The organism is Streptomyces sp. KM273126 (assembly GCF_004337435.2).
Classification (GTDB): Bacteria; Actinomycetota; Actinomycetes; order Streptomycetales; family Streptomycetaceae; genus Streptomyces; species Streptomyces acidicola.
In genome coordinates this window covers 2,786,802-2,805,797 of the sequence record NZ_SJXB02000002.1, presented here as the reverse complement: position 1 = coordinate 2,805,797, position 18,996 = coordinate 2,786,802, and the positions used below count along the sequence as shown (strand labels likewise).

Annotated in this window: 7 protein-coding genes and 1 pseudogene; 5 read left to right on the top strand and 3 right to left on the bottom strand. The window is 71.0% G+C overall.

Annotated features, from left to right (window positions below; translation table 11 throughout):
- Positions 1–447: 447 nt before the first annotated feature.
- A complete protein-coding gene (locus tag E0500_RS43025; RefSeq protein WP_131569378.1) occupies positions 448–711 on the bottom strand; it encodes a hypothetical protein in 264 nt (87 codons plus the stop codon).
- A 616-nt stretch (positions 712–1,327) separates the two neighbouring features.
- On the opposite strand from E0500_RS43025, the gene E0500_RS43020 reads away from it, so the two are divergent.
- Positions 1,328–3,847, top strand: coding sequence for a DEAD/DEAH box helicase (locus tag E0500_RS43020; protein ID WP_131569380.1), 2,520 nt, complete (start codon positions 1,328–1,330; stop codon positions 3,845–3,847).
- A gap of 365 nt (positions 3,848–4,212) precedes the next feature.
- Here the strand turns inward: E0500_RS43020 and E0500_RS43010 are convergent, their stop codons facing one another.
- Complete coding sequence (locus E0500_RS43010) at positions 4,213–4,761, bottom strand: GNAT family N-acetyltransferase (RefSeq protein ID WP_309505327.1); 549 nt, start codon at positions 4,759–4,761, stop codon at positions 4,213–4,215.
- Between the two features lie 139 nt (positions 4,762–4,900).
- On the opposite strand from E0500_RS43010, the gene E0500_RS43005 reads away from it, so the two are divergent.
- Both E0500_RS43005 and E0500_RS43000 read left to right on the top strand, forming a co-directional pair.
- A complete protein-coding gene (locus E0500_RS43005) occupies positions 4,901–7,075 on the top strand; it encodes a tetratricopeptide repeat protein (protein WP_131569383.1) in 2,175 nt (724 codons plus the stop codon).
- Positions 7,076–8,129: 1,054 nt separating this feature from the next.
- Positions 8,130–8,561, top strand: a complete 432-nt coding sequence (locus E0500_RS43000) for a PPOX class F420-dependent oxidoreductase (protein ID WP_131569387.1) — start codon at positions 8,130–8,132, stop codon at positions 8,559–8,561.
- Between the two features lie 135 nt (positions 8,562–8,696).
- Here the strand turns inward: E0500_RS43000 and E0500_RS42995 are convergent, their stop codons facing one another.
- Positions 8,697–10,280 carry an aspartate aminotransferase family protein gene (locus E0500_RS42995; protein ID WP_165935168.1) on the bottom strand — a complete coding sequence of 528 codons (1,584 nt, stop codon included), beginning with the start codon at positions 10,278–10,280 and terminating at the stop codon, positions 8,697–8,699.
- 296 nt (positions 10,281–10,576) lie between these two features.
- On the opposite strand from E0500_RS42995, the gene E0500_RS45725 reads away from it, so the two are divergent.
- Complete coding sequence (locus tag E0500_RS45725; protein WP_399121080.1) at positions 10,577–18,808, top strand: beta-ketoacyl synthase N-terminal-like domain-containing protein; 8,232 nt, start codon at positions 10,577–10,579, stop codon at positions 18,806–18,808.
- A 4-nt stretch (positions 18,809–18,812) separates the two neighbouring features.
- A pseudogene (locus tag E0500_RS45720) lies at positions 18,813–18,902 on the top strand (acyl carrier protein); the annotation flags it as partial.
- Positions 18,903–18,996: the final 94 nt, after the last annotated feature.

Genomic DNA, 18,996 nt, shown 5'->3' with positions numbered 1-18,996 from the left:
ACCGACCGCTCTGCCCCCGCATCACCTGCTCCCGGGTTCACGGGCCACTCTTCAGCCGCCACCAGTGGTACAGCCATCAGCACGGAGCGGTGCCGACTGAGCGAAGGGAGTCGCCGATCGGGCGAAGCCTGAGTCCAGCCGCAACGCGGCCGGGACTTCAGAGCGCAGCGGCGAGCGCACCTGCTGGCTGCGTCAGTAGGTTGGGCGGCGAGCTTCGCTCGCCGCCCAACCTGCTGACGCAGCCAGCAGGTTGACGCTCCTTCCGCTGCGCTCTGGGAGCGAGTCCGGCCGCGTTGCGGCCGGACTCGGGCTTCGCCCGGTCGGCGACTTCCGCTTCGCTTCAGTCGGCACCGCACTCCGTGCGGTGAAACCGGGCATGCCGCCCGGGTGGCGGCAAGAGGGTGGCCCGTGGACCTGACGGGGCGGGGTGATGCGGGGGCAGGGCGGTCAGTTCCCAATACCGCCGACCAGAAGTGGCTTCGTCAGGATGCTTGGTGTGAAGGCCACACCCGTCATCCTCGCCGGTGTCAAAGAAGTATTCGGAGGTCCGGTTGGAGAGTCCTCAAAGTCCATCAGCTCTCCGATCGGTGCAACGAAGCACCGCAACACCTCGGCCGGATCAAGCCGGTGGAGGAAGGACACGGTGAAGATTTCGCCCATCGGGCCATCAAAGCCGCCCAGCCAGCGGAACGGCATCAGAGCATCGGACACGGTGCCCCCTGTAGAAGTCTCTAATCTGAGTCAGGTCACCACACCCTGCCATGCAGCACTGACGAGACCGTCGTCGCACGTACCGCCATGGGAATAACACAGAGCTGAGCGTTCCGCAGCGCTCCAAGCCTGACGAAACTCGCTTCTCTTGCCCGCGCCTGCCCAACCACTCTCTTCGTGGACTTGACGGGCCGTCCGCTCCGCTCCCGGACCTCAAGGCCGATTCCGCCCGCGAGAGGCCGGGAGGTGGTGACGGGAGGCCTCAGCGAGAGAAGCAGTCCGGGACTGGCACCCAGACAAGAAACGGGTTGATGGGCTGTCAAGGCACCGTTCGACTTGCGATGAGACCCCGTCAGCGGCACCGAGCTACGTTCGAGGGATTTTCTCTGCAGTGCTGCTTCTTTTTTAAGTCCGAGATAGACTCTGGACGCAGAGCGCACCACTCTTGGAACGCTCGGAGGCTTATGGAGATCTACCGGAGAGCCTTGTCAGTGCTTCGGTGAGGCGGAGCAGCCGCGCCAGATCAGCCGTAACCCTTTTAGCACTTCTACGTGCAGGTTTACCGTTTCCTGCCGCTTGAATCGACCGGACACCGCCCAGGAGAAAGCAGACAGGAATGTCGACCACGAACCGCGCAGATCAGCGTGAGGCCGCCCAGCGAGAAGCCATTGATGCGATCCTCCGTTCCCTCGAACTTCCTGCAAGATCGCTGGTGCCGGAGCGGGGTCTGCGGACACAGGTGATCATGGCGACCGGGTCCGGGAAGACCCGGGTGGCGGTCCGCAGCGCTGAGGAGCTCCACGCGGGCCGTGTGCTGGTCCTCGTGCCCTCGCTGGATCTGCTTGCCCAGACCGAGGCTGCGTGGCGCGAGGGCGGCCGCAGGGGCCCGATGATCGGTGTCTCCTCCCTGCGGGGTGAGGAGGTGTCCTTCCCCAACACCACGGATGTGGACGAGCTGGTGGAGTGGACGAGGGGCCTGGACAAGGTCACTGTGTACGCCACGTACGCCAGCCTCGGTCTGGGCACGCTGGAGCGGGCGCACGCCGCCGGCCTTTCGGCCTGGGACCTGATCGTGGTCGATGAGGCACACAGGACTTCGGGCCGGATCGGGAAGCCGTGGGCGGTCGTTCACGACAACACCCGCATCCCGTCCCTGCGGCGGCTGTACATGACGGCCACGCCCCGGCTGTGGCAGCTGGACGAGGACCAGGAGCAGGGCAGCGCGCCGGGCGAGCTGGTGGCCTCGATGGAGGACCACCCCAACTCGCCGTTCGGCAGCAGGTGTTTCACCCTAACGTTGTCGGAGGCGATCGATCGGGGCATCTGTGCGCCGTACCAGGTCGTGTGCGTGGACATCACCGACACGCAGCTCCAGGCCGCCATGCTGCTCGGTGCCGAGGGCCGGTCGGACCAGGTGCGCGGGGCCCGGCTCGCCGCGCTCCAGACGGCACTGGTGAAGGCGTCAGCCGAGGAAGCCTTCAAGCGCACGCTCGTGTTCCACCACGTCGTCAAGGAAGCCGAAGCGTTCTCGGCCGGGGCCCCGGATGTCGCGGCGCAGCTGCACGCCGCCGATCCGGAGCTCTACCCGGCGACAGTGTGGGCGGACTGGCTGTGCGGCGATCACAAGGCGCTCCACCGCCGGCGCGTGCTCGGGGAGTTCTCCTCCCTGATCGCCACGGACGGCACGGTGGTGGAGAAGGCGTTCCTCAGCTCGGTGAAGGTGTTGGGCGAGGGCGTCGACACCCGCAACTGCGACTCCGTGTACTTCGCCGACGTGCGCGGGTCGATGCCGGATCTGGTCCAGGCGGTGGGCCGGGCGCTGCGGATGCAGCCCGGCGAGGGCAAGATGGCCTCCCTCGTGGTGCCGGTGCTGCTGGCTCCCGGGGAGACGGCGGACAATATGCTCACCAGCCGGGCGTTCGGCGGGCTGGCGAAGCTGCTGGAGGCGCTCAGAGCGCACGACACCCGCATCGTCGAACAACTGGCCCAACAGCAGGCCCCGAGCCGCTACAAGCCCGTCCAGAAGGACGCCAAGGGCAAGGAGAAGAGCGGCGGCGGGGAGGGGTCCGGCGGTCCGTCCGCATCGGCGAAGGCGCTGCTGAAGTTCTCCACGCCGCGTGACCCGGCCGCGCTGGCCGCGTTCATCAACCTGCGGGTTCTCAACCCCGAGCACGAGCACTGGCGGCGCGGCATCGAGGCCTCCGTGCTGTACGCGCGCGAGGTCGGCGACCTGAAGGTGCCGTTCACGTACCGCGTGCCGAAGGGGACCGAGGCAGTGGAGGCGGGGTGGCCGGCCTCGCTGGCCAACTTCCCGCTGGGGCAGTGGATCGCCGACGCCCGCCGCTTCTACGCCCGCGGGGACATGGGCGAGGACCGCGTCCAGCAGCTGGAGAAGCTCGGCATGATCTGGTCTCACTTCGACGTCGCGTGGGAGGAGGGTCTGTCCGCCGCCCGCGGGTGGGCTGCCGAGAGCGGGCACCTTCTCGCCCCGCTGGACGCCACCTACCAGGGCGCGAAGGTGGGCATCTGGCTCAAGAACGCCCGGGCCGCCGCCCGTAAGGCAGCCGAGATCGAGCAGCGGCGTGCCGAAGGCCTGCCGGTCGTGTCGTCGGCCGGCGCACTGTCAGACGACCGGCGCGAGCAGCTGGAGGAGATCGACCCGTCGTGGTGCCCCACGTGGCCGGTGGAGTGGCAGCGGGCGTTCCACCTCACCCGGCTGCACCTGGACGAAGGCGGTGCCCTGCCGACCGAGCCGGGCGACGTCGTGCGCCAGGGCGAGGACCTCGGGCGGTGGGTACGCACCCAGCGGCTCGGCTTCGGCAAGCTCACCGCCGTGCAGCAGTGGATGCTGGAGCAGGTCCTCGGGATCGAGCCCGCCACCGAGGACGAGAAGCCCAAGCCGCGCCAGACGCAGGCTGACAAGTGGTCCGCCAACCTCGCGGCCGCCACCCAGTTCTACGAGCGTGAGGGCCATCTGAACGTCCCTCGCAAGCACGTGGAGACGGTGCTCTCCGAAGAGGACTGGGAGCTCCAGTTCCGCCTTGGTGCCTGGATCGGCAACCAGCGCTCCCGCGCGGCCTCGTTGTCGAAGGAGCGCATGGAGCAGCTGTCGAAGATCGGGATGCGGTGGTCATGACCCTGGGCGGAACGAACTTACTGATCGCGACGGCCGCCGTGGCGCTGGTGCTGGGCTACCGGGTGGACCGGGTGCGGCCGTGGCAGCGGCTGGGCAACTGGGCTGAGGACCAGGCGCAGTTCACCGGAGTGTGGGTGCACGGCGGCCGGGCCCGCCAGGGGCGACGGCCCGAACCCCGCCGTGTCCCAGGACACGGGCCTCTGCGGCCATCAGCAGCCGTCGCTGCCGCTCATCCAGATGTGGCAGCAACACCGAGAATTTCACGGCGAGTTGGGTACAGATGTCGTCCGGGATGCGCATACCACATCAACGAGCCATAGGACGGGAACCAACACGTTGATGATCTGCAAGCCCTTAGGTGGCCGTCACTCCCTGGGGACGACCGGGAGTTCCATGTCTCGCGTAATCGCCCAGCGTTCGTGGTCGCGCCAGACCTCCCTGATCCTGATGAAGCCAGGCGAGAGGCCCTCTCTGCGGAATCCGAGTCGCCGCACCAGGCTCAGGGAGGCCACGTTCTCCGGCTGGATATCAGCTTCCACTCGGTTCAGGTCAAGTCGTTCAAAGGCGTAGTGCACCGCCAGCGCGACACCCGCTGACATGTAGCCCTGCCCCGCATAGGGCAGGAACACGGCATATCCGAGTACACCTCGTTGGTATGACCCACGCACGATGTCGTTTATGTTGATCATGCCCACTAGGTCGCCGCCGTCCTTGAGGCAAAGGACCATGCAGACGGCGGTGCCCTGATCGGACTTCTTCAGGTATTCCGAGAATGCGCTGGGCGTACGGGGCAGCCCCACCCATGGATGATGGAGATCAGCGCTCAGGCTGGCCAGTTCGAGAAATCTTGCCTCGTCATCGGCTGCTACCGGCCGGAGTGTCACCTGCGATGACCGATCAGGTTCGAAACTCACCGGGGAGATTGTACGCGTCTACGCGGGCAGGAATCGAGAGTCTGCGAGAGGCGGCCATTTGCCCCGCCCGGGGACGCGACCTTCCGCCTTAGGCGATGCGTGGCATAGGCTCTGGGGAAGAACGTGCGAGAGGACGCTGATGGCGGACTCGTTACCGGGTCAGGAGACGAGCAACCAGGCGGCCGACGTCGCCGGAGGCGTCCTGCAAGGACGAGATTTCCAAGGCAATACCTTCCATTTCTCCGGTGTCGGCACGGAGCTCCCCGGGCCCCGGCAACTGCCCCGTGATGTTGTGTACTTCACGGGCCGGCACAGCGATGTGGGTCGGTTGGACGCGCTGCTCGGTGATCAGACGGCTGGGTCACAGGCGCTGATCGTGTCGGCCCTTGCAGGTACGGCCGGCGTCGGGAAGACGGCGCTTGCCGTGCACTGGGCCCACCGAGTCAGGGATCGGTTCCCGGACGGTGACCTGTATGTGAATCTTCAGGGGTACGGGCCTGGCCCGCCCTTGGCACCCGGTCAGGTGCTTGAGAGCTTCTTGAGGGCCATGGGCGTACCGCCCGAGCGGATCCCGCGCGAAGTCGAATCGCGAGCAGCCCTGTACCGTACGTTGCTGAGCGGCCGCCGGGTACTCATCGTCCTGGACAACGCCAACACGGCCGAGCAAGTGAGGCCTTTGCTGCCCGACTCGCCGGAGTCGCTGGTCGTGGTTACAAGCCGGAGTCTGCTGCCCGGCCTGGTCGCACGCGACGGCGCCCGCAGGGTGGTCCTGGACATGCTGTCTCCTGGCGAAGCGCAGACCCTGATGAGCAAGATCGTTGGCGAGGACCGTATCGCTGCCGAGCCCGATGCGTCCGCACGTATTGCCGAATTTTGCGGCCACCTGCCGCTGGCGCTGCGGATCATGGCAGAGTACGCGGTGACACACCCACGCAGGTCACTGTCCGAACTCGCGCAGGCACTCGCCGACGAGAACGGCCGATTGGATGCCATCTCCACCGGCGAGGACGAGCTGACGACGGTGCGCACCGTCTTCTCGTGGTCCTACCACGCCCTGCCTGACGAACTGGCCCGCCAGTTCAGGCTGTTGAGCCTGCACCCCGGCTCTGACATGTCCGTGGAAGCCGCCGCAGCGCTCAACGACATATCACCAGCAGCCGCACGCCGGCTCATGGACAGGTTGACCGCCAACCACCTCATCGCAGAACCCATCGAGGGTCGCTACCGCTTTCATGATCTCCTGCGCGTTTACGCCCTGGAGTGCGCTGCCGCGGACGAGCCTCCAGAAACCCGCAAGCAGGCCGTGGATCGCGTTCTCCTGTGGTATGTGCATGCGGCGGCGGCAGCCAGGATTGCCCTGTTGGTGGGCGATCCTGATACCTCGTTTACCCTGCCGTCGAGCCTGGGCGCGCCCCACACTCCCGTTCCCGTGTTCGCCGACCACCAGCAGACGCTTGCGTGGTGCGATGGCGAACTCGACAACTTCGAGGCAGTGGTCAGGAAGGCCAGGCAAAACGGACGCCATGATGTGGCGTGCTGGTTGCCTGTGGCGATGCACCCGTATTTCCAGCGCCGTAATCCCTTCGGCTCCTGGACGGCCACTCACACAACAGGGCTGGAAGCGGCTCGGGTGGTGGGCGACGTGTGCGCCGAAGCAGAGCTGCACCGGGGCCTGGGTGGGGCCTACTACTACCAGGGCCGCTATCAGGAAGCTTTGACCCATCAACGCCTGGCCCTGGACTGCTATCGCTCCCTCGGGCGCCAGGGAGAGATGATCTTGGTCAACCTGGGCGGTGCCTGCGCCAATCTTGGCCGCTACGACCAAGCTTTCAACTACCTCCAGGAAGCGCTAGTGACAGCACGCCGAACCGGCTACCGAAGTGCCGAGGGCTTCGCGCTGCAGAGCCTGGGGGCCACATATCAGCGGCTGGAAAGATTCAAGGAGTCGGCACCGTACTGCAGGCAGGCGATTGAGGTTTTCCGCGAGATCGACGACCGCTTCGGCCTCAGCATGGCGCTATCACGGCTGGCCTATGCCCACATGCGTCAGAAAGAACTGCCGCAAGCGATCGAATTCCTTCGGCAGGGACTGGACAACGCACGTGACATCGGCGACCGGCCCGGAGAGGCATGGTTTCTGGAGACGCTGGGGACCGCGCTGCACCAGGCTGACGACAAGAACACAGCCCAGGAAGAATGGCTGGGTGCGCTCGCCCTGTACGAACGGCTCATGAACGACGACGCCGCCGCCCGCTTGCGTGCGCAGCTCTCCCGGCCTGACCAGCCTCCAGCAACGCCGCTACCTCGACTATGAAGTACCTCGGGTCACGACTCTGAGGACGCCGGCGGAACGCCGAAGGAGTTGCCGGAAAAGTCCCGGCCTTGGAGTACCGGCCCGCTGAAGGTGCCACCAGCGACGGTGTTGTGCGTGCCACCGTCACCCGTGCGCACGAGCTTGGCTCCCTCGTACCACTGCCGTAGCTGCGCATGGAAGTCCTCGTCCACGGCTGCCCGTACGGCGAGCGCCGTGCTCAGAGACTGCGCACGACTCGCGTCGCCCGGAGCCTGTCCCAGCCGAACCAGCTCCGCTTCTCCTGAACTGACTACAGAGAATCCACGACCGTCCTCGCCACGTCGCAGCGGACGCCGAACCAATGTGGTCAGCCCCGTCCAGGCTTGCCGGCCAACCTCTCCACCGGCACCGCCCGCCAACGCGACCAACAACCCGGCCGATACTGGATCCACTGGGCCTCCTCCGCACCGAGACCTCTACCCAGCGGCAGCCTGTAGCAGTCGGGTCAGGACCGCACAGTGGGCAGTATGAGCTGCCCCAGGTTTCGTTGAGTCCGGCGATCTTGTTTCAGGTGGACTCGTGGACTCTACGAAACTCGGGGCAGCTCAACCGCACGCACATGCCGGGTAGCCGGTTCGCCCGCCTACTGCCGCTCCAGCAGACGGCGCACCACCAACGCCCTCGGCAGTACAGCGCCCCGGCCGGCTCCCCCACCTTGATCCACCCCACGATCACACCGGCCCTGCCCGCCCCACCGCATCCGAACTCACGAACCTGAGACAGCATCACCCACCATCGGATAAAGCCCCACGACAGCGATCCCGCCCATCAGGCTCTCGCCTCGTGACAGTGCCCGCCCTACCCAACACCCCACTGGCCAGCGCCAAAACACCAACCACCAGACCAGCACCACCGACTCTCACCAGCACCGACCCCAAGCCGAGAGGCCGCACCCGAAGAATGGCTGGCTCATGCCGGTGGAGTACACCGGGATCGCCCTGGTATGAAGGTCAAGGAAGGGCGGCAGCACGCCTGCGCCAACCTCAAGGTGATACGAAAGGTTGATAATCGGGGCATGACCGCTACATCCTTCAACCCCCATGCGCTGCTCGCGAAGAGCCAGATCGGTGTGCTTGCGACCATCAAGGCGGACGGGCGGCCCCAGCTCTCCCCTGTCCAGCCGTTCTACGACGAGCCGGCGAGCGTGATCTATGTGTCCACCAGCGCGGGCGCGGCCAAGGTGGCGAACCTGCGGCGGGACGCCCGGGCCACGCTGGAGGTGACCAGCCCCGACGGCATGTCGTGGGCCACCGCCGAGGGCATCGCCACGCTCACCGGGCCGGGCACCGCCCCTCACGGGCCCGAGGTGGAGGCGCTGGTGAACTACTACCGGGTCGCCGCCGGGGAGCACCCGGACTGGGACGAGTACCGGGCGGCGATGGTCTCCGGCCGCCGGGTGCTCATGACGATGACGGTCGACCACGTCTACGGGGCCGACATCAGCTGACGGGACGGCAAGCGCGGGAACGCCCCCGCGTTCACGGGAACGGCCGTCGGCCCCCGGACCCGGCTGGGTTCGGGGGCCGACGGCCGTTCCCGCTTTCCCTTGTTGCTTTCCCTTGTCCGTGCGCGCAGTCGCCGCTCAGGCGTGCATGTGCAGCAACGTCTCGCCGTCCTGCTTGCGCAGGACCGCGATCAGGTCGCGCAGGCCCTTGTCGGCCCGGGCGATCTCGTCGTCCGTGAGGTACACGGACGGCTCGAGGCGGAGGGTGTTCGTGGCGCTCGCGGTGGGGAACATGCGGATCGCGTGGGCGCGCAGCAGGTAACCGGCGAAGAGATAGCCGAGGAGGCCCGCCTGCGCCTGGTCGCGGATGATCTCCGAGGTGGACTCGGACTGGTCGTGGAACTCCAGGCCGATCATCAGGCCCTTGCCGCGGACGTCCTTGACGATGTCGCCGAACTCCTCCCTCAACCGGCCGAGCATCGCGAGGAGTTGGTCGCCGCGCTCGGCGGCCAGCCGGTACGCCCTGCCGTCGTCGGCCTCCAGCAGGTCCACGGTGCGGCCGGCGATGAGGGTGGAGAAGCTGTCCTTGGCGTAGGTGGAGCTGTGGACGAGTTCGAAGTCGGTGCGGTAGCGGGAGCCCCGGATCAGGGTGAGCGCGGCCTTGGCGATGCCGCCGCCGAGGCTCTTGGCGAGGGTGTAGTAGTCGCCCTGGAGGCCGAGGTGCGAGCTGGCGAAGAACGCGCCGGAGCGGCCCATGCCGCTCTGCACCTCGTCCACGATGATCGGGCAGTCGATCGTGGCGCAGACCTCCTGGACCCGGCGTACGGCGGCCCGGTCGAGGACCCGGATGCCGGCCTCGCCCTGGATGGGTTCGAGGATGAAGGCGCAGATGACGGGCAGTTGCCGTTCGGTCAGGCGGACGACGCCGTCCTCGACGGTGAGGTCCAGGACCGTCCTGCGCTCCTGCGCCACGGTCTTCTCCAGCGCGTCCGGCTGGTCGAGCGGCACGAAGCGGCACTGGGCGGCCAGGGCGGTGAACGGGGTGCGGTAGCCGACGTTGTGGGTGAGCTGGACGCTGCCGACCAGCTTGCCGTGGAAGGAGCCCTCCGGGGCCAGGAACACCGGACGGGCGGACATGCGCTTGCTGTTGGCGGCCCGGACCGCGTCGAGCAGGCGGTCGATGTCGCCGGCGTCCCCCGGCGCGGCGTCGGGGCCGAGGAGGTCGGTGGCGCCGTCGGTGGCGATGCGGGCGCCGGACCGTACCGCCGCGCGGGCCTCGTCGAGGTGGGCCTCGATCTCCTCCGTCAGCTCGGCCAGCTTCATCACCCGGTCGAGCTCGGCGTGCTTGACCGCCACCTCGACGGCCTCGGCGCCGCTGTTGGCGAAGACCGCCGAATAGTGCTCGTCGGTGCCGAACTCCCGCTGGAGGATGCCGTTGATCTTCCAGGCGAGGTCGTTGGCATACGGGTGCCGGGAGAACTGGGCGTGGATCGGGGTCCCCTGGTCGAGCAGGGACTTGGCGTAGGCCACGATCTCCGGGTTGTTGTGCCCGAGTATCGCCGAGCCGTAGCCGCCCACCAGGTCGAGGACGGGGATTTCCGTGCCCTGGTCGTCGCGGTAGAAGAGGGTGTTTCCCTGGGAGCGGATGTATTCGACACCGAGTCCGAGTGAGGACAGCCATCCGGCAAGGTGCGGTTCCGCCAGTTCGAGTTTCTCGACCACCGGGTTTTCCTCTCCGATTGTTTTCTGCCCGACCGATTTCGGCAGACCCTAACATTTACATCTCCCACCTGCCGGTTCTGCCGTAATGAGTCAGTAACGTCCCACTCTCCGGTAAGTCTCGGGAACATCTCCGGTAATTGGCCGTCCTCGTGGCACGTTCATTCCGGAGCGAACGGCGCGTTACCGGGCCGGGACTGGGCTTTGGGCCGACTCGAAAAAACTCCGGATACGCTCGCCGGGAGCGCATGGTCGTTACCCGAGGTGATTTCCAGTAATGGAAGGGCAGCCGAGCGAAAATGACGAGTGAGCGACACTCCGCAGCAACCAAGCCACTGGATCGGCAGGAACCGATCGCCGTCGTCGGCCTGTCCTGTCGGCTGCCCGGCGCCGCCGGTCCCGAGGCGTTGTGGAGGCTGTTGCGCGAGGGCCGGGACGCCGTCACGCAGATGCCCGAGCACCGGTGGGAGCCGATCTCGGCGGACGCCCGCAGCGAGATACGCCGGGGCGGGTTCCTGGACGCCGTCGAGGAGTTCGACGCCGCCTTCTTCGGGATCTCGCCCCGCGAGGCCGTCGTCATGGACCCGCAGCAACGGCTGCTGCTGGAGATCACCTGGGAGGCGCTGGAGGACGCGGGGATCGTCGCGGCGAGCCTCGACGGCAGCCCCACGGCCGTGTTCGTCGGCACCGCCCGCGAGGACTACACGAGCCTGCTCTACCGGCAGGGCTCCGCCGCCATCACCCAGCACACCGTCGCCGGCACCCACCGCGGCATCATCGCCAACCGGGTCTCGTACGCGCTCGGGCTGAACGGGCCCAGCCTCACCGTCGACACCTCCCAGTCGTCCTCGCTGGTCGCCGTGCACCTCGCGTGCGAGAGCCTGCGCGCCGGAGAGGCAGAACTGGCGCTCGCGGCAGGCGTCAACCTCAACCTTCTGGCCGAAGGGGTGGTGGGCGCCGAGCGGTTCGGCGGGCTCTCCCCGGACGGGTGCTGCTTCACCTTCGACGCCCGGGCAAACGGCTATGTGCGCGGCGAGGGCGCCGGCATGGTCGTACTCAAGCCGCTGCGGCGGGCCCTGGCCGACGGCGACCGGGTGCACGGCGTGATCCTCGGCAGCGCGGTCAACAACGACGGCACCACGCCCGGCCTCACCGTGCCCAGCGCCGCCGCACAGGAGAAGGTGGTCCGGCTCGCCCAGCGGCGGGCGGGGGTCGTGCCGGACGCCGTCCAGTACGTCGAGCTGCACGGCACCGGAACCCCAGTCGGCGACCCGATCGAGGCCGCCGCGCTCGGGGCGGCGGTCGGTGCGCTCAAGGCACCCGGGGACCCGCTGCGGGTGGGCTCGGTGAAGACGAACATCGGGCACCTCGAAGGGGCCGCCGGCATCGCCGGGCTCATCAAGACGGTCCTCTCCGTCCGCCACCGTATGCTCCCGCCGAGCCTCAACTTCCGTACGCCCAACCCCGAGATCCCGCTCGACACGCTCAACCTGTCGGTCAACGACCGGCTGGGCGAGTGGCCGCACCCCGAGCGCCCTCTGGTCGCCGGCGTGAGCTCCTTCGGCATGGGCGGCACCAACTGCCATGTGGTCGTGGGCGAGGCGCCCGGTGCGCGGGAACCCGAGACCGCCCCGCGCACCCGCCCCGCGGACGCCGTGCTGCCCGTCGTGGTCTCCGGGCGGGGTACAAAGGCGCTGCGCGCCCAGGCCGGGCGGCTCGCCGAGTTCGTCGAGAGCCACGGTGACGCCGAGCCCGCCTCCGTCGGCCGGTCGTCGGTTTTCACCCGGTCACGGCTCGGTCACCGGGGTGTCGTGCTGGCCGCCGACCGGGACGAACTGGTCGCCGGGCTCCGCGCGTTGGCGTCGGGGCTGCCCGCCGCCGGGGTGGTGACGGGGGCCGAGGCGACAGGCCGGCTTTCCATGGTCTTCACCGGGCAGGGTGCCCAGCGGATCGGGATGGGCACCGAACTCCACGCCGTCTTCCCGGTGTTCGCGGCCGCCTTCGACACGGTGTGCGCCCATCTCGACCCGCTGCTGGAGCGGCCGCTGCGCGAGGTCGTCGCCACCGGCGAGGGACTCGACGAGACCCGGTACACCCAGCCCGCGCTGTTCGCCGTCGAGGTCGCGCTGTTCCGGCTGTTCGAGTCGTGGGGCGTGCGGCCCGGCCTCCTCGCCGGGCACTCGATCGGTGAGGTCGCCGCCGCCCATGTCGCGGGGGTCCTCTCGCTCGCCGATGCCTGCGCGCTGGTCGCCGCCCGGGGCCGGCTGATGCATCAACTGCCCGCCGCGGGCGCCATGGTCGCCGTACAGGCCGCCGAGGACGAGGTGCTAGGGCTGCTGGCGGGCCGGGAGGGCGAGGTGGCGGTCGCCGCCGTCAACGGCCCCGCGGCCCTCGTGCTGTCCGGGGACACGGACGCGGTGCTGGAGATCGCCGCCGTCCTGAAGGACCGGGGACACAAGACCAAGCGGCTGACGGTGAGCCACGCGTTCCACTCGCCGCACATGGACGGGATGCTCGACGATTTCCGCCGGGTGGTCACCGGGCTGGCCTTCCACCAGCCCCGTATCCCCGTCGTCTCCACGGTGACGGGCGAGATCGCGGCGCCCGAGCTGCTGACCTCCCCCGAGTACTGGGTCGAGCAGGTCCGCCGGCCGGTGCGGTTCATGCGGGCCGCGCGGACCCTGGAGGCGCAGGGCGTACGGACCGTCCTCGAACTGGGGCCCGACGGCGTCTGCTCGGCGATGGTGGCCGAGAGCGTGCTCGACAAGGACTCCGTCGCCGCCGAACCGGCGCTGCGCTCGGGGCGGCCCGAGGAGCGGACGGCCTGGACGGCGCTGGCGCGGGCGTTCGTCCGCGGTGCGGCGGTGGACTGGGAGGCCGTGTTCGAGAGGGCCGGGGGGCGTCGGATCGATCTGCCGACGTACGCGTTCCAGCGGGAGCGGTACTGGGTGACGGATCTGGCCCGCGCGGAGGATGCCGCGGCCGGTGGTTCCTCCGTGCCCGCGCTCGGGCCCGGAGCCCTGCCCGCCGCCGTGCGGCCGAAGCGCACCGTCGCGTCCGGGGCGGCGGGTGAGCGGTCGGCGGCCGAGCTGGTGACCTCGCATGTCGCCGCAGTCCTGGGGTACGCCGCCGGGCGGGCCGTCGAGATGGACGTGCCGTTCCGGGACCTCGGGTTCAGCTCCCTGATGACCGTGGAGCTGCGCGAGAACCTCGCCGGGGCGACCGGGCTGCGGCTGCCGACGGGGCTGGTGTTCGACCATCCGACACCCAGGGCGCTGGCGGAGTTCGTCGCGGCCGGGCTGGCGGGGGCGGACACGGGCGGGGCCGGTGAGGTGCTGCCGGGCGCGGTGGCCGGGGCCGGTTCGGGCTCGGGTGGGCAGGACGCGTACGACGGGCCGATCGCGATCGTCGGCATGGCCTGCCGGTACCCCGGTGGTGTCGCCTCGCCCGAGGATCTGTGGCGGCTGGTGGCCGAGGGCGGCGACGCGATCTCCGCGTTCCCGACCGACCGGGGCTGGGCCGAGGACCTCTACGACCAGGACCACGAGCGGTCCGGCAAAAGCTATGTCCGCGAGGGCGGGTTCCTGCACGACGCGGGCCGGTTCGACGCGTCCTTCTTCGGGATCTCCCCGCGCGAGGCGCAGGCCATGGACCCGCAGCAGCGGCTGCTGCTGGAGACCGCCTGGGAGGCGCTGGAGCGGGCCGGACTGGTCCCGCAGGAGCTGCGCGGCAGCCGTACCGGGGTCTTCGTCGGCGCGACGGCCGGGGACTACGGGCCCCGGATGCACGACGCGCCCGAGGGCGTCGAGGGGCATCTGCTGACCGGCGGCGCGGCGAGCGTGATGTCCGGGCGGATCGCCTACCAGTTCGGGTTCGTGGGGCCCGCGGTGACCGTGGACACGGCGTGCTCGTCGTCGCTGGTCGCGCTGCATCTGGCGGTGCAGTCGCTGCGGCGCGGCGAGTCGGGTCTCGCCGTCGCGGGCGGGGTGACGGTCATGTCGACGCCCGGCATGTTCCTGGAGTTCTCGCGGCAGCACGGGCTGGCGGCGGACGCGCGCTGCAAGGCGTTCGCGGCGGCCGCCGACGGGACCGCGTGGGCGGAGGGCGTGGGCCTGCTGGTCGTGGAGCGGCTCTCCGACGCGCGCCGCAACGGCCACCGGGTCCTCGCGGTGGTGCGGGGCTCGGCCGTCAATTCCGACGGCGCGTCCAACGGGCTGAGCGCCCCGAACGGGCTGTCGCAGCAGCGGGTGATCCGGCAGGCGCTCGTCGACGCCGGGCTCACCACGGCCGACGTCGACGTCATGGAGGCGCATGGTACGGGCACCGCGCTGGGCGACCCCATCGAGGCGGAGGCCGTCCTCGCCACGTACGGGCGGGACCGGGCGGGCCGGGATCCGGTGCTGCTCGGTTCGCTGAAGACCAACATCGGGCACGCGCAGGCCGCGGCCGGGGTCGGCGGCGTCATCAAGATGGTCCAGGCGATGCGGCACGGCGTCGTACCGGCCACGCTGCACGCCGACGAGCCGACCCCGCACGTCGACTGGACCTCCGGCGCGGCCGAACTGGTCCGCGAGCGACGGCAGTGGCCGCACACCGCCGCACCCCGGCGAGCCGCCGTGTCGTCCTTCGGGATCAGCGGCACGAACGCGCATGTGATCGTGGAACAGGGGGACGTGGCGGAGCCGGCCGGGGCGGACACGGCGGCCGTGGCGCCGCTGGGAGGCACGGCCGCGGCGGCGGGTCTGGCCGCCGACGGCCACGAGGCACGCACCGCCGGTGCCGACCTGGCCCCCGCGGGCATCGCGCATGCGGCCCCGGCGACCGGCGCGGACGCGGTCCCGTCGGCCGACACAGCCGCGGCCTGCCCTGCCCCCGTGTCCCCTGGGTCCTCTCCGCCCCCACCGAGGACGGCCTGCGCGCGCAGGCCGGGCGGTTGCGGGAGTTCGTGGGGGTGCGGGCGGGGTGCGCGTCGGGGACGTCGGGCTGGCGCTGGCGACCACGCGGACGGCGTTGCGGCGGCGGGCCGTGGTGCTGGGCTCGGACGTCGGCGAGCTGCTGGCCGGGCTGGACGCGGTCGTCGACGGGGCGGGAGCGCCGAACGTCGTGCGCGGCACCGTCGGCGAGACGGGGCGGACGGCGTTGCTGTTCACCGGGCAGGGCGCCCAACGCCTCGGGATGGGCCGGGAGTTGTACGAGGCGTTCCCGGTGTTCACCGAGGCGCTGGACGCGGTGTGCGCGGCGCTCGACCCACATCTGGAGCGGCCGCTGCGCGAGGTGCTGTTCGCCGAAGAGGGCAGTGCGGCGGCGGAGCTGCTGCACCGCACGCGGTACACCCAGCCCGCGCTGTTCGCCGTGGAGGTGGCCCTGTTCCGGCTGCTGGTCGAGCGGGACGGGGTCGTGCCCGAGCTGCTCGCCGGGCACTCGATCGGCGAGCTGGCGGCGGCCCATGCCGCCGGCGTGCTGTCGCTCGAGGACGCGGCCGCGCTGGTCGCGGCCCGGGGCCGGCTGATGCAGGCGGCCCGCTCGGACGGGGCGATGATCGCGATCCAGGCCGACCCGGACGAGGTCGCCGAGTCGATCGCCGGGCACGCCGACGCCGTCTCCCTCGCCGCCGTCAACGGGCCCCGTTCCGTGGTCCTCGCGGGCGACGAGCCGGTGGTCACCCGGATCGCGGAGGAGTGGCGCGAGCGCGGCGGCCGCACGCGCAGGCTCCAGGTGAGCCACGCCTTCCACTCGCCGCACATGGACGGCATCCTCGACGAGTTCCGCGAGGTGGCCCGGTCCCTGGCCTTCCACCCGCCCACGATCCCCGTCGTCTCCACGGTCACCGGGGAACCCGCCGGGCCCGAGCTGCTGTGCTCCCCCGGCTACTGGGCCGACCAGATCCGCGCCACCGTCCGCTTCCACGACGCCGTACGGTCGCTGCGGGCGCTGGGGGCCGGGCTGTTCGTGGAGGTGGGCCCGGACGCCGTCCTCACCGGCATGGCGCGGGAGGCGTTCGCCGAGGACGAGGACGACGGCGGCTCCGTGACGAGCGTCGCACTCTCGCGGGCCGGGCGGCCGGAGGCGGACACGTACACGACCGCCCTCGCGCACCTTCACGCGGCCGGCGGCGAGGTCGACCTGACCGCGTACTTCCCCGGCGCCGCCCGGATCGACCTGCCGACGTACGCCTTCCGGGGCGACCACTTCTGGCTGGCCCCCGGCGCCCGCTCCGACGCGCGCGGGCTCGGGCTGGACCCGGCCGGTCACCCGCTGCTCGGCGCGGCGGTGGAGATGGCCGGCGGCGAGGACCTCGTCCTCACCGGCCGGTTGTCGCCGCGTACGCACCCTTGGCTGGCGGACCACGTCGTGGAGGGCGCGGTGCTGCTGCCCGCCACGGGCTTTCTGGAGCTGGCCTTCGCCGCCGGGGAGCGCGTGGGCGCGGACACGGTCGAGGACCTCACCCTGGCGACACCGCTGGTGCTGCCCGAGCGGGACTCGGTGCGCGTCCAGGTCAGGGTCACCGGCCCGGACGGCACGGGCGCCCGGTCGTTCACGATCCACTCGCGCCCGGCCACCGCCAACGACGACACGGCGGCGGACCGGCCGTGGACCCGGCATGCCACCGGTGTCCTCGCGCCGGCCGCCGGTCCGGCCGTGACGGCCGGGGACAGGGGCGCCTGGCCGCCCGCCGGCGCGGTGGCGCAGCCGGTCGACGACGCCTACGCCGTGCTGCGGGACCTCGGCTACGGCTACGGGCCCGCGTTCCAGGGCGTGCGGGCCGTGTGGCGGCTCGGCGACGACCTCCTCGCGGAGGTGGCGCTCGCCGGCGAACAGCGCGAGGGGGCCGCCCTGTTCGGGCTGCACCCGGCGCTGCTCGACGCCGCGCTGCACCCGCTGCTGCCGTCGGCGGCCGAGGACCCGGGGCGGATCCGGCTGCCGTTCTCCTGGGCGGGGGTCCGGCTGCACGCGGCCGGGGCCACCGCGCTGCGGGTGCGGATCTCGCCCCTCGGCACGGACACCTTCCGGCTGACGGTCGCCGACGGCACGGGCGCTCCCGTCGTGACCGTCGACTCCCTCGCGCTGCGCCCGGTCGACCGCGGCAGGCTCGCCACGGCCACCGCCGCCCGCGACGACTGCCTGTTCACCGTCGACTGGCCCGCGCTGCCCGCGCCGGAGGTCCCCGCGTGGAGCCGGAGCGACCTCGCCGATCCGGCCGGCCTGTCCGCCGTCGCACCGGCCGACCTCGTGGTGGTCACCCTCGCCGCGGACGGGGAGGCGACGCCCGCCGCCGCGCGCGCCGCGACCGTACGGACGCTGGAGCTGGTTCAGCGGTGGCTGGACGACGAGCGGTTCGCGGGGTCCCGGCTGGTCGTCGTGACCACCGGTGCCGTCGCCGCGCTGCCCGGCGACGACGTGACCGACCTGGTGCACGCGCCCCTGTGGGGTCTGCTGCGCACCGCGCAGGCCGAGCACCCGGACCGGATCGTGCTCGTCGACCTCGACGGGAAGGGCGACGCGCGGGCACTGGTGGCCGCCGCCGTGGCCACCGGGGAACCGCAGATCGCCGTACGGGACGGGCGGTCGCACGCCCCGAGGCTGGCCCGCGCCACGGACCGCCGCACCGATCCGCCGCGTCTCGACCCGGACGGCACGGTGCTGATCACCGGCGGTACGGGCGGTCTCGGCGCGCTGTTCGCCCGGCACCTGGTGACCGGGCACGGCGCCCGCCGGCTGGTGCTGACCAGCCGGCGAGGACCCGACAGCCCCGGCGCGTCCGCGCTCGCCGAGGAACTCACCGGGCTGGGCGCGCGGGTCCGGATCGTCGCCGTCGACGCCGCCGACCGCGGCGCCCTGGCCGAGCTGGTCGCCGGCATACCGGCGGAGCATCCGCTGACCGCCGTCGTGCACACGGCCGGTGTCCTCGACGACGCCACGGTCGGCTCGCTGACCGGGGCGCAGGTGGAGACGGTCCTGCGGCCCAAGGTCGACGGGGCGTGGCATCTGCACGAGCTGACGCGCGGTCACGATCTGGCGGCGTTCGTGCTGTTCTCCTCCGTGTCGGGCATCACCGGTATGGCGGGCCAGGCCAACTACGCCGCCGCCAACACCTTCCTCGACGCGCTCGCTCACCACCGGCGCGCGCAGGGCCTGCCGGCGCACTCGCTGGCGTGGGGGCTGTGGGATGCGACCGCCGGCATGGGCGGCACGCTCTCCGAGGCGGACGTGGCCCGCTGGACGCGGACCGGTGTCGTACCGCTGGACGCGGAGCGGGGGCTGCGGCTGTTCGACGAGGCGCTGGCCGGCCCCGGGGCGCTCGTCGTGCCCGCCGCGCTGCGGCCGGGGCGGGCCGGTGCGGGCGCCGGGCAGGTCCCGGCCGTCTGGCGGGGCCTGGTCCGCACCCGCCGGGTCGCGCGCACGGCGAGCGCCCCCGGCACCGGGGACTGGCCGGCGCGGATCGCCGCGCTGCCGGAGGAGGAACGGTACGCCGCGGTGCTCGCCGTGGTGCGTGCGTGCGCCGCCCTGGCCCTGGGGCACGCCTCCGGTGACGCCGTGGACGCCACACGGGCGTTCAAGGAGCAGGGCTTCGACTCGCTCACCGCCGTCGAGCTGCGCAACCAGGTGAACAGCGCGACCGGGCTGCGGCTGGCGTCCACGGTCGTCTTCGACCATCCGAGCCCCGACGCGCTGGCCCGCCATCTGCTGGGCCGGATCGCGGGCGAGGCCCCGGCCGCCG

Excerpts from the sequence above, each read along its gene's own strand:
- E0500_RS45725 (WP_399121080.1), top strand. The coding sequence starts at position 10,577 with ATGACGAGTGAGCGACACTCCGCAGCAACCAAGCCACTGGATCGGCAG.
- E0500_RS43005 (WP_131569383.1), top strand. The coding sequence starts at position 4,901 with ATGGCGGACTCGTTACCGGGTCAGGAGACGAGCAACCAGGCGGCCGAC.
- E0500_RS43000 (WP_131569387.1), top strand. The coding sequence starts at position 8,130 with ATGACCGCTACATCCTTCAACCCCCATGCGCTGCTCGCGAAGAGCCAG.
- E0500_RS43020 (WP_131569380.1), top strand. The coding sequence starts at position 1,328 with ATGTCGACCACGAACCGCGCAGATCAGCGTGAGGCCGCCCAGCGAGAA.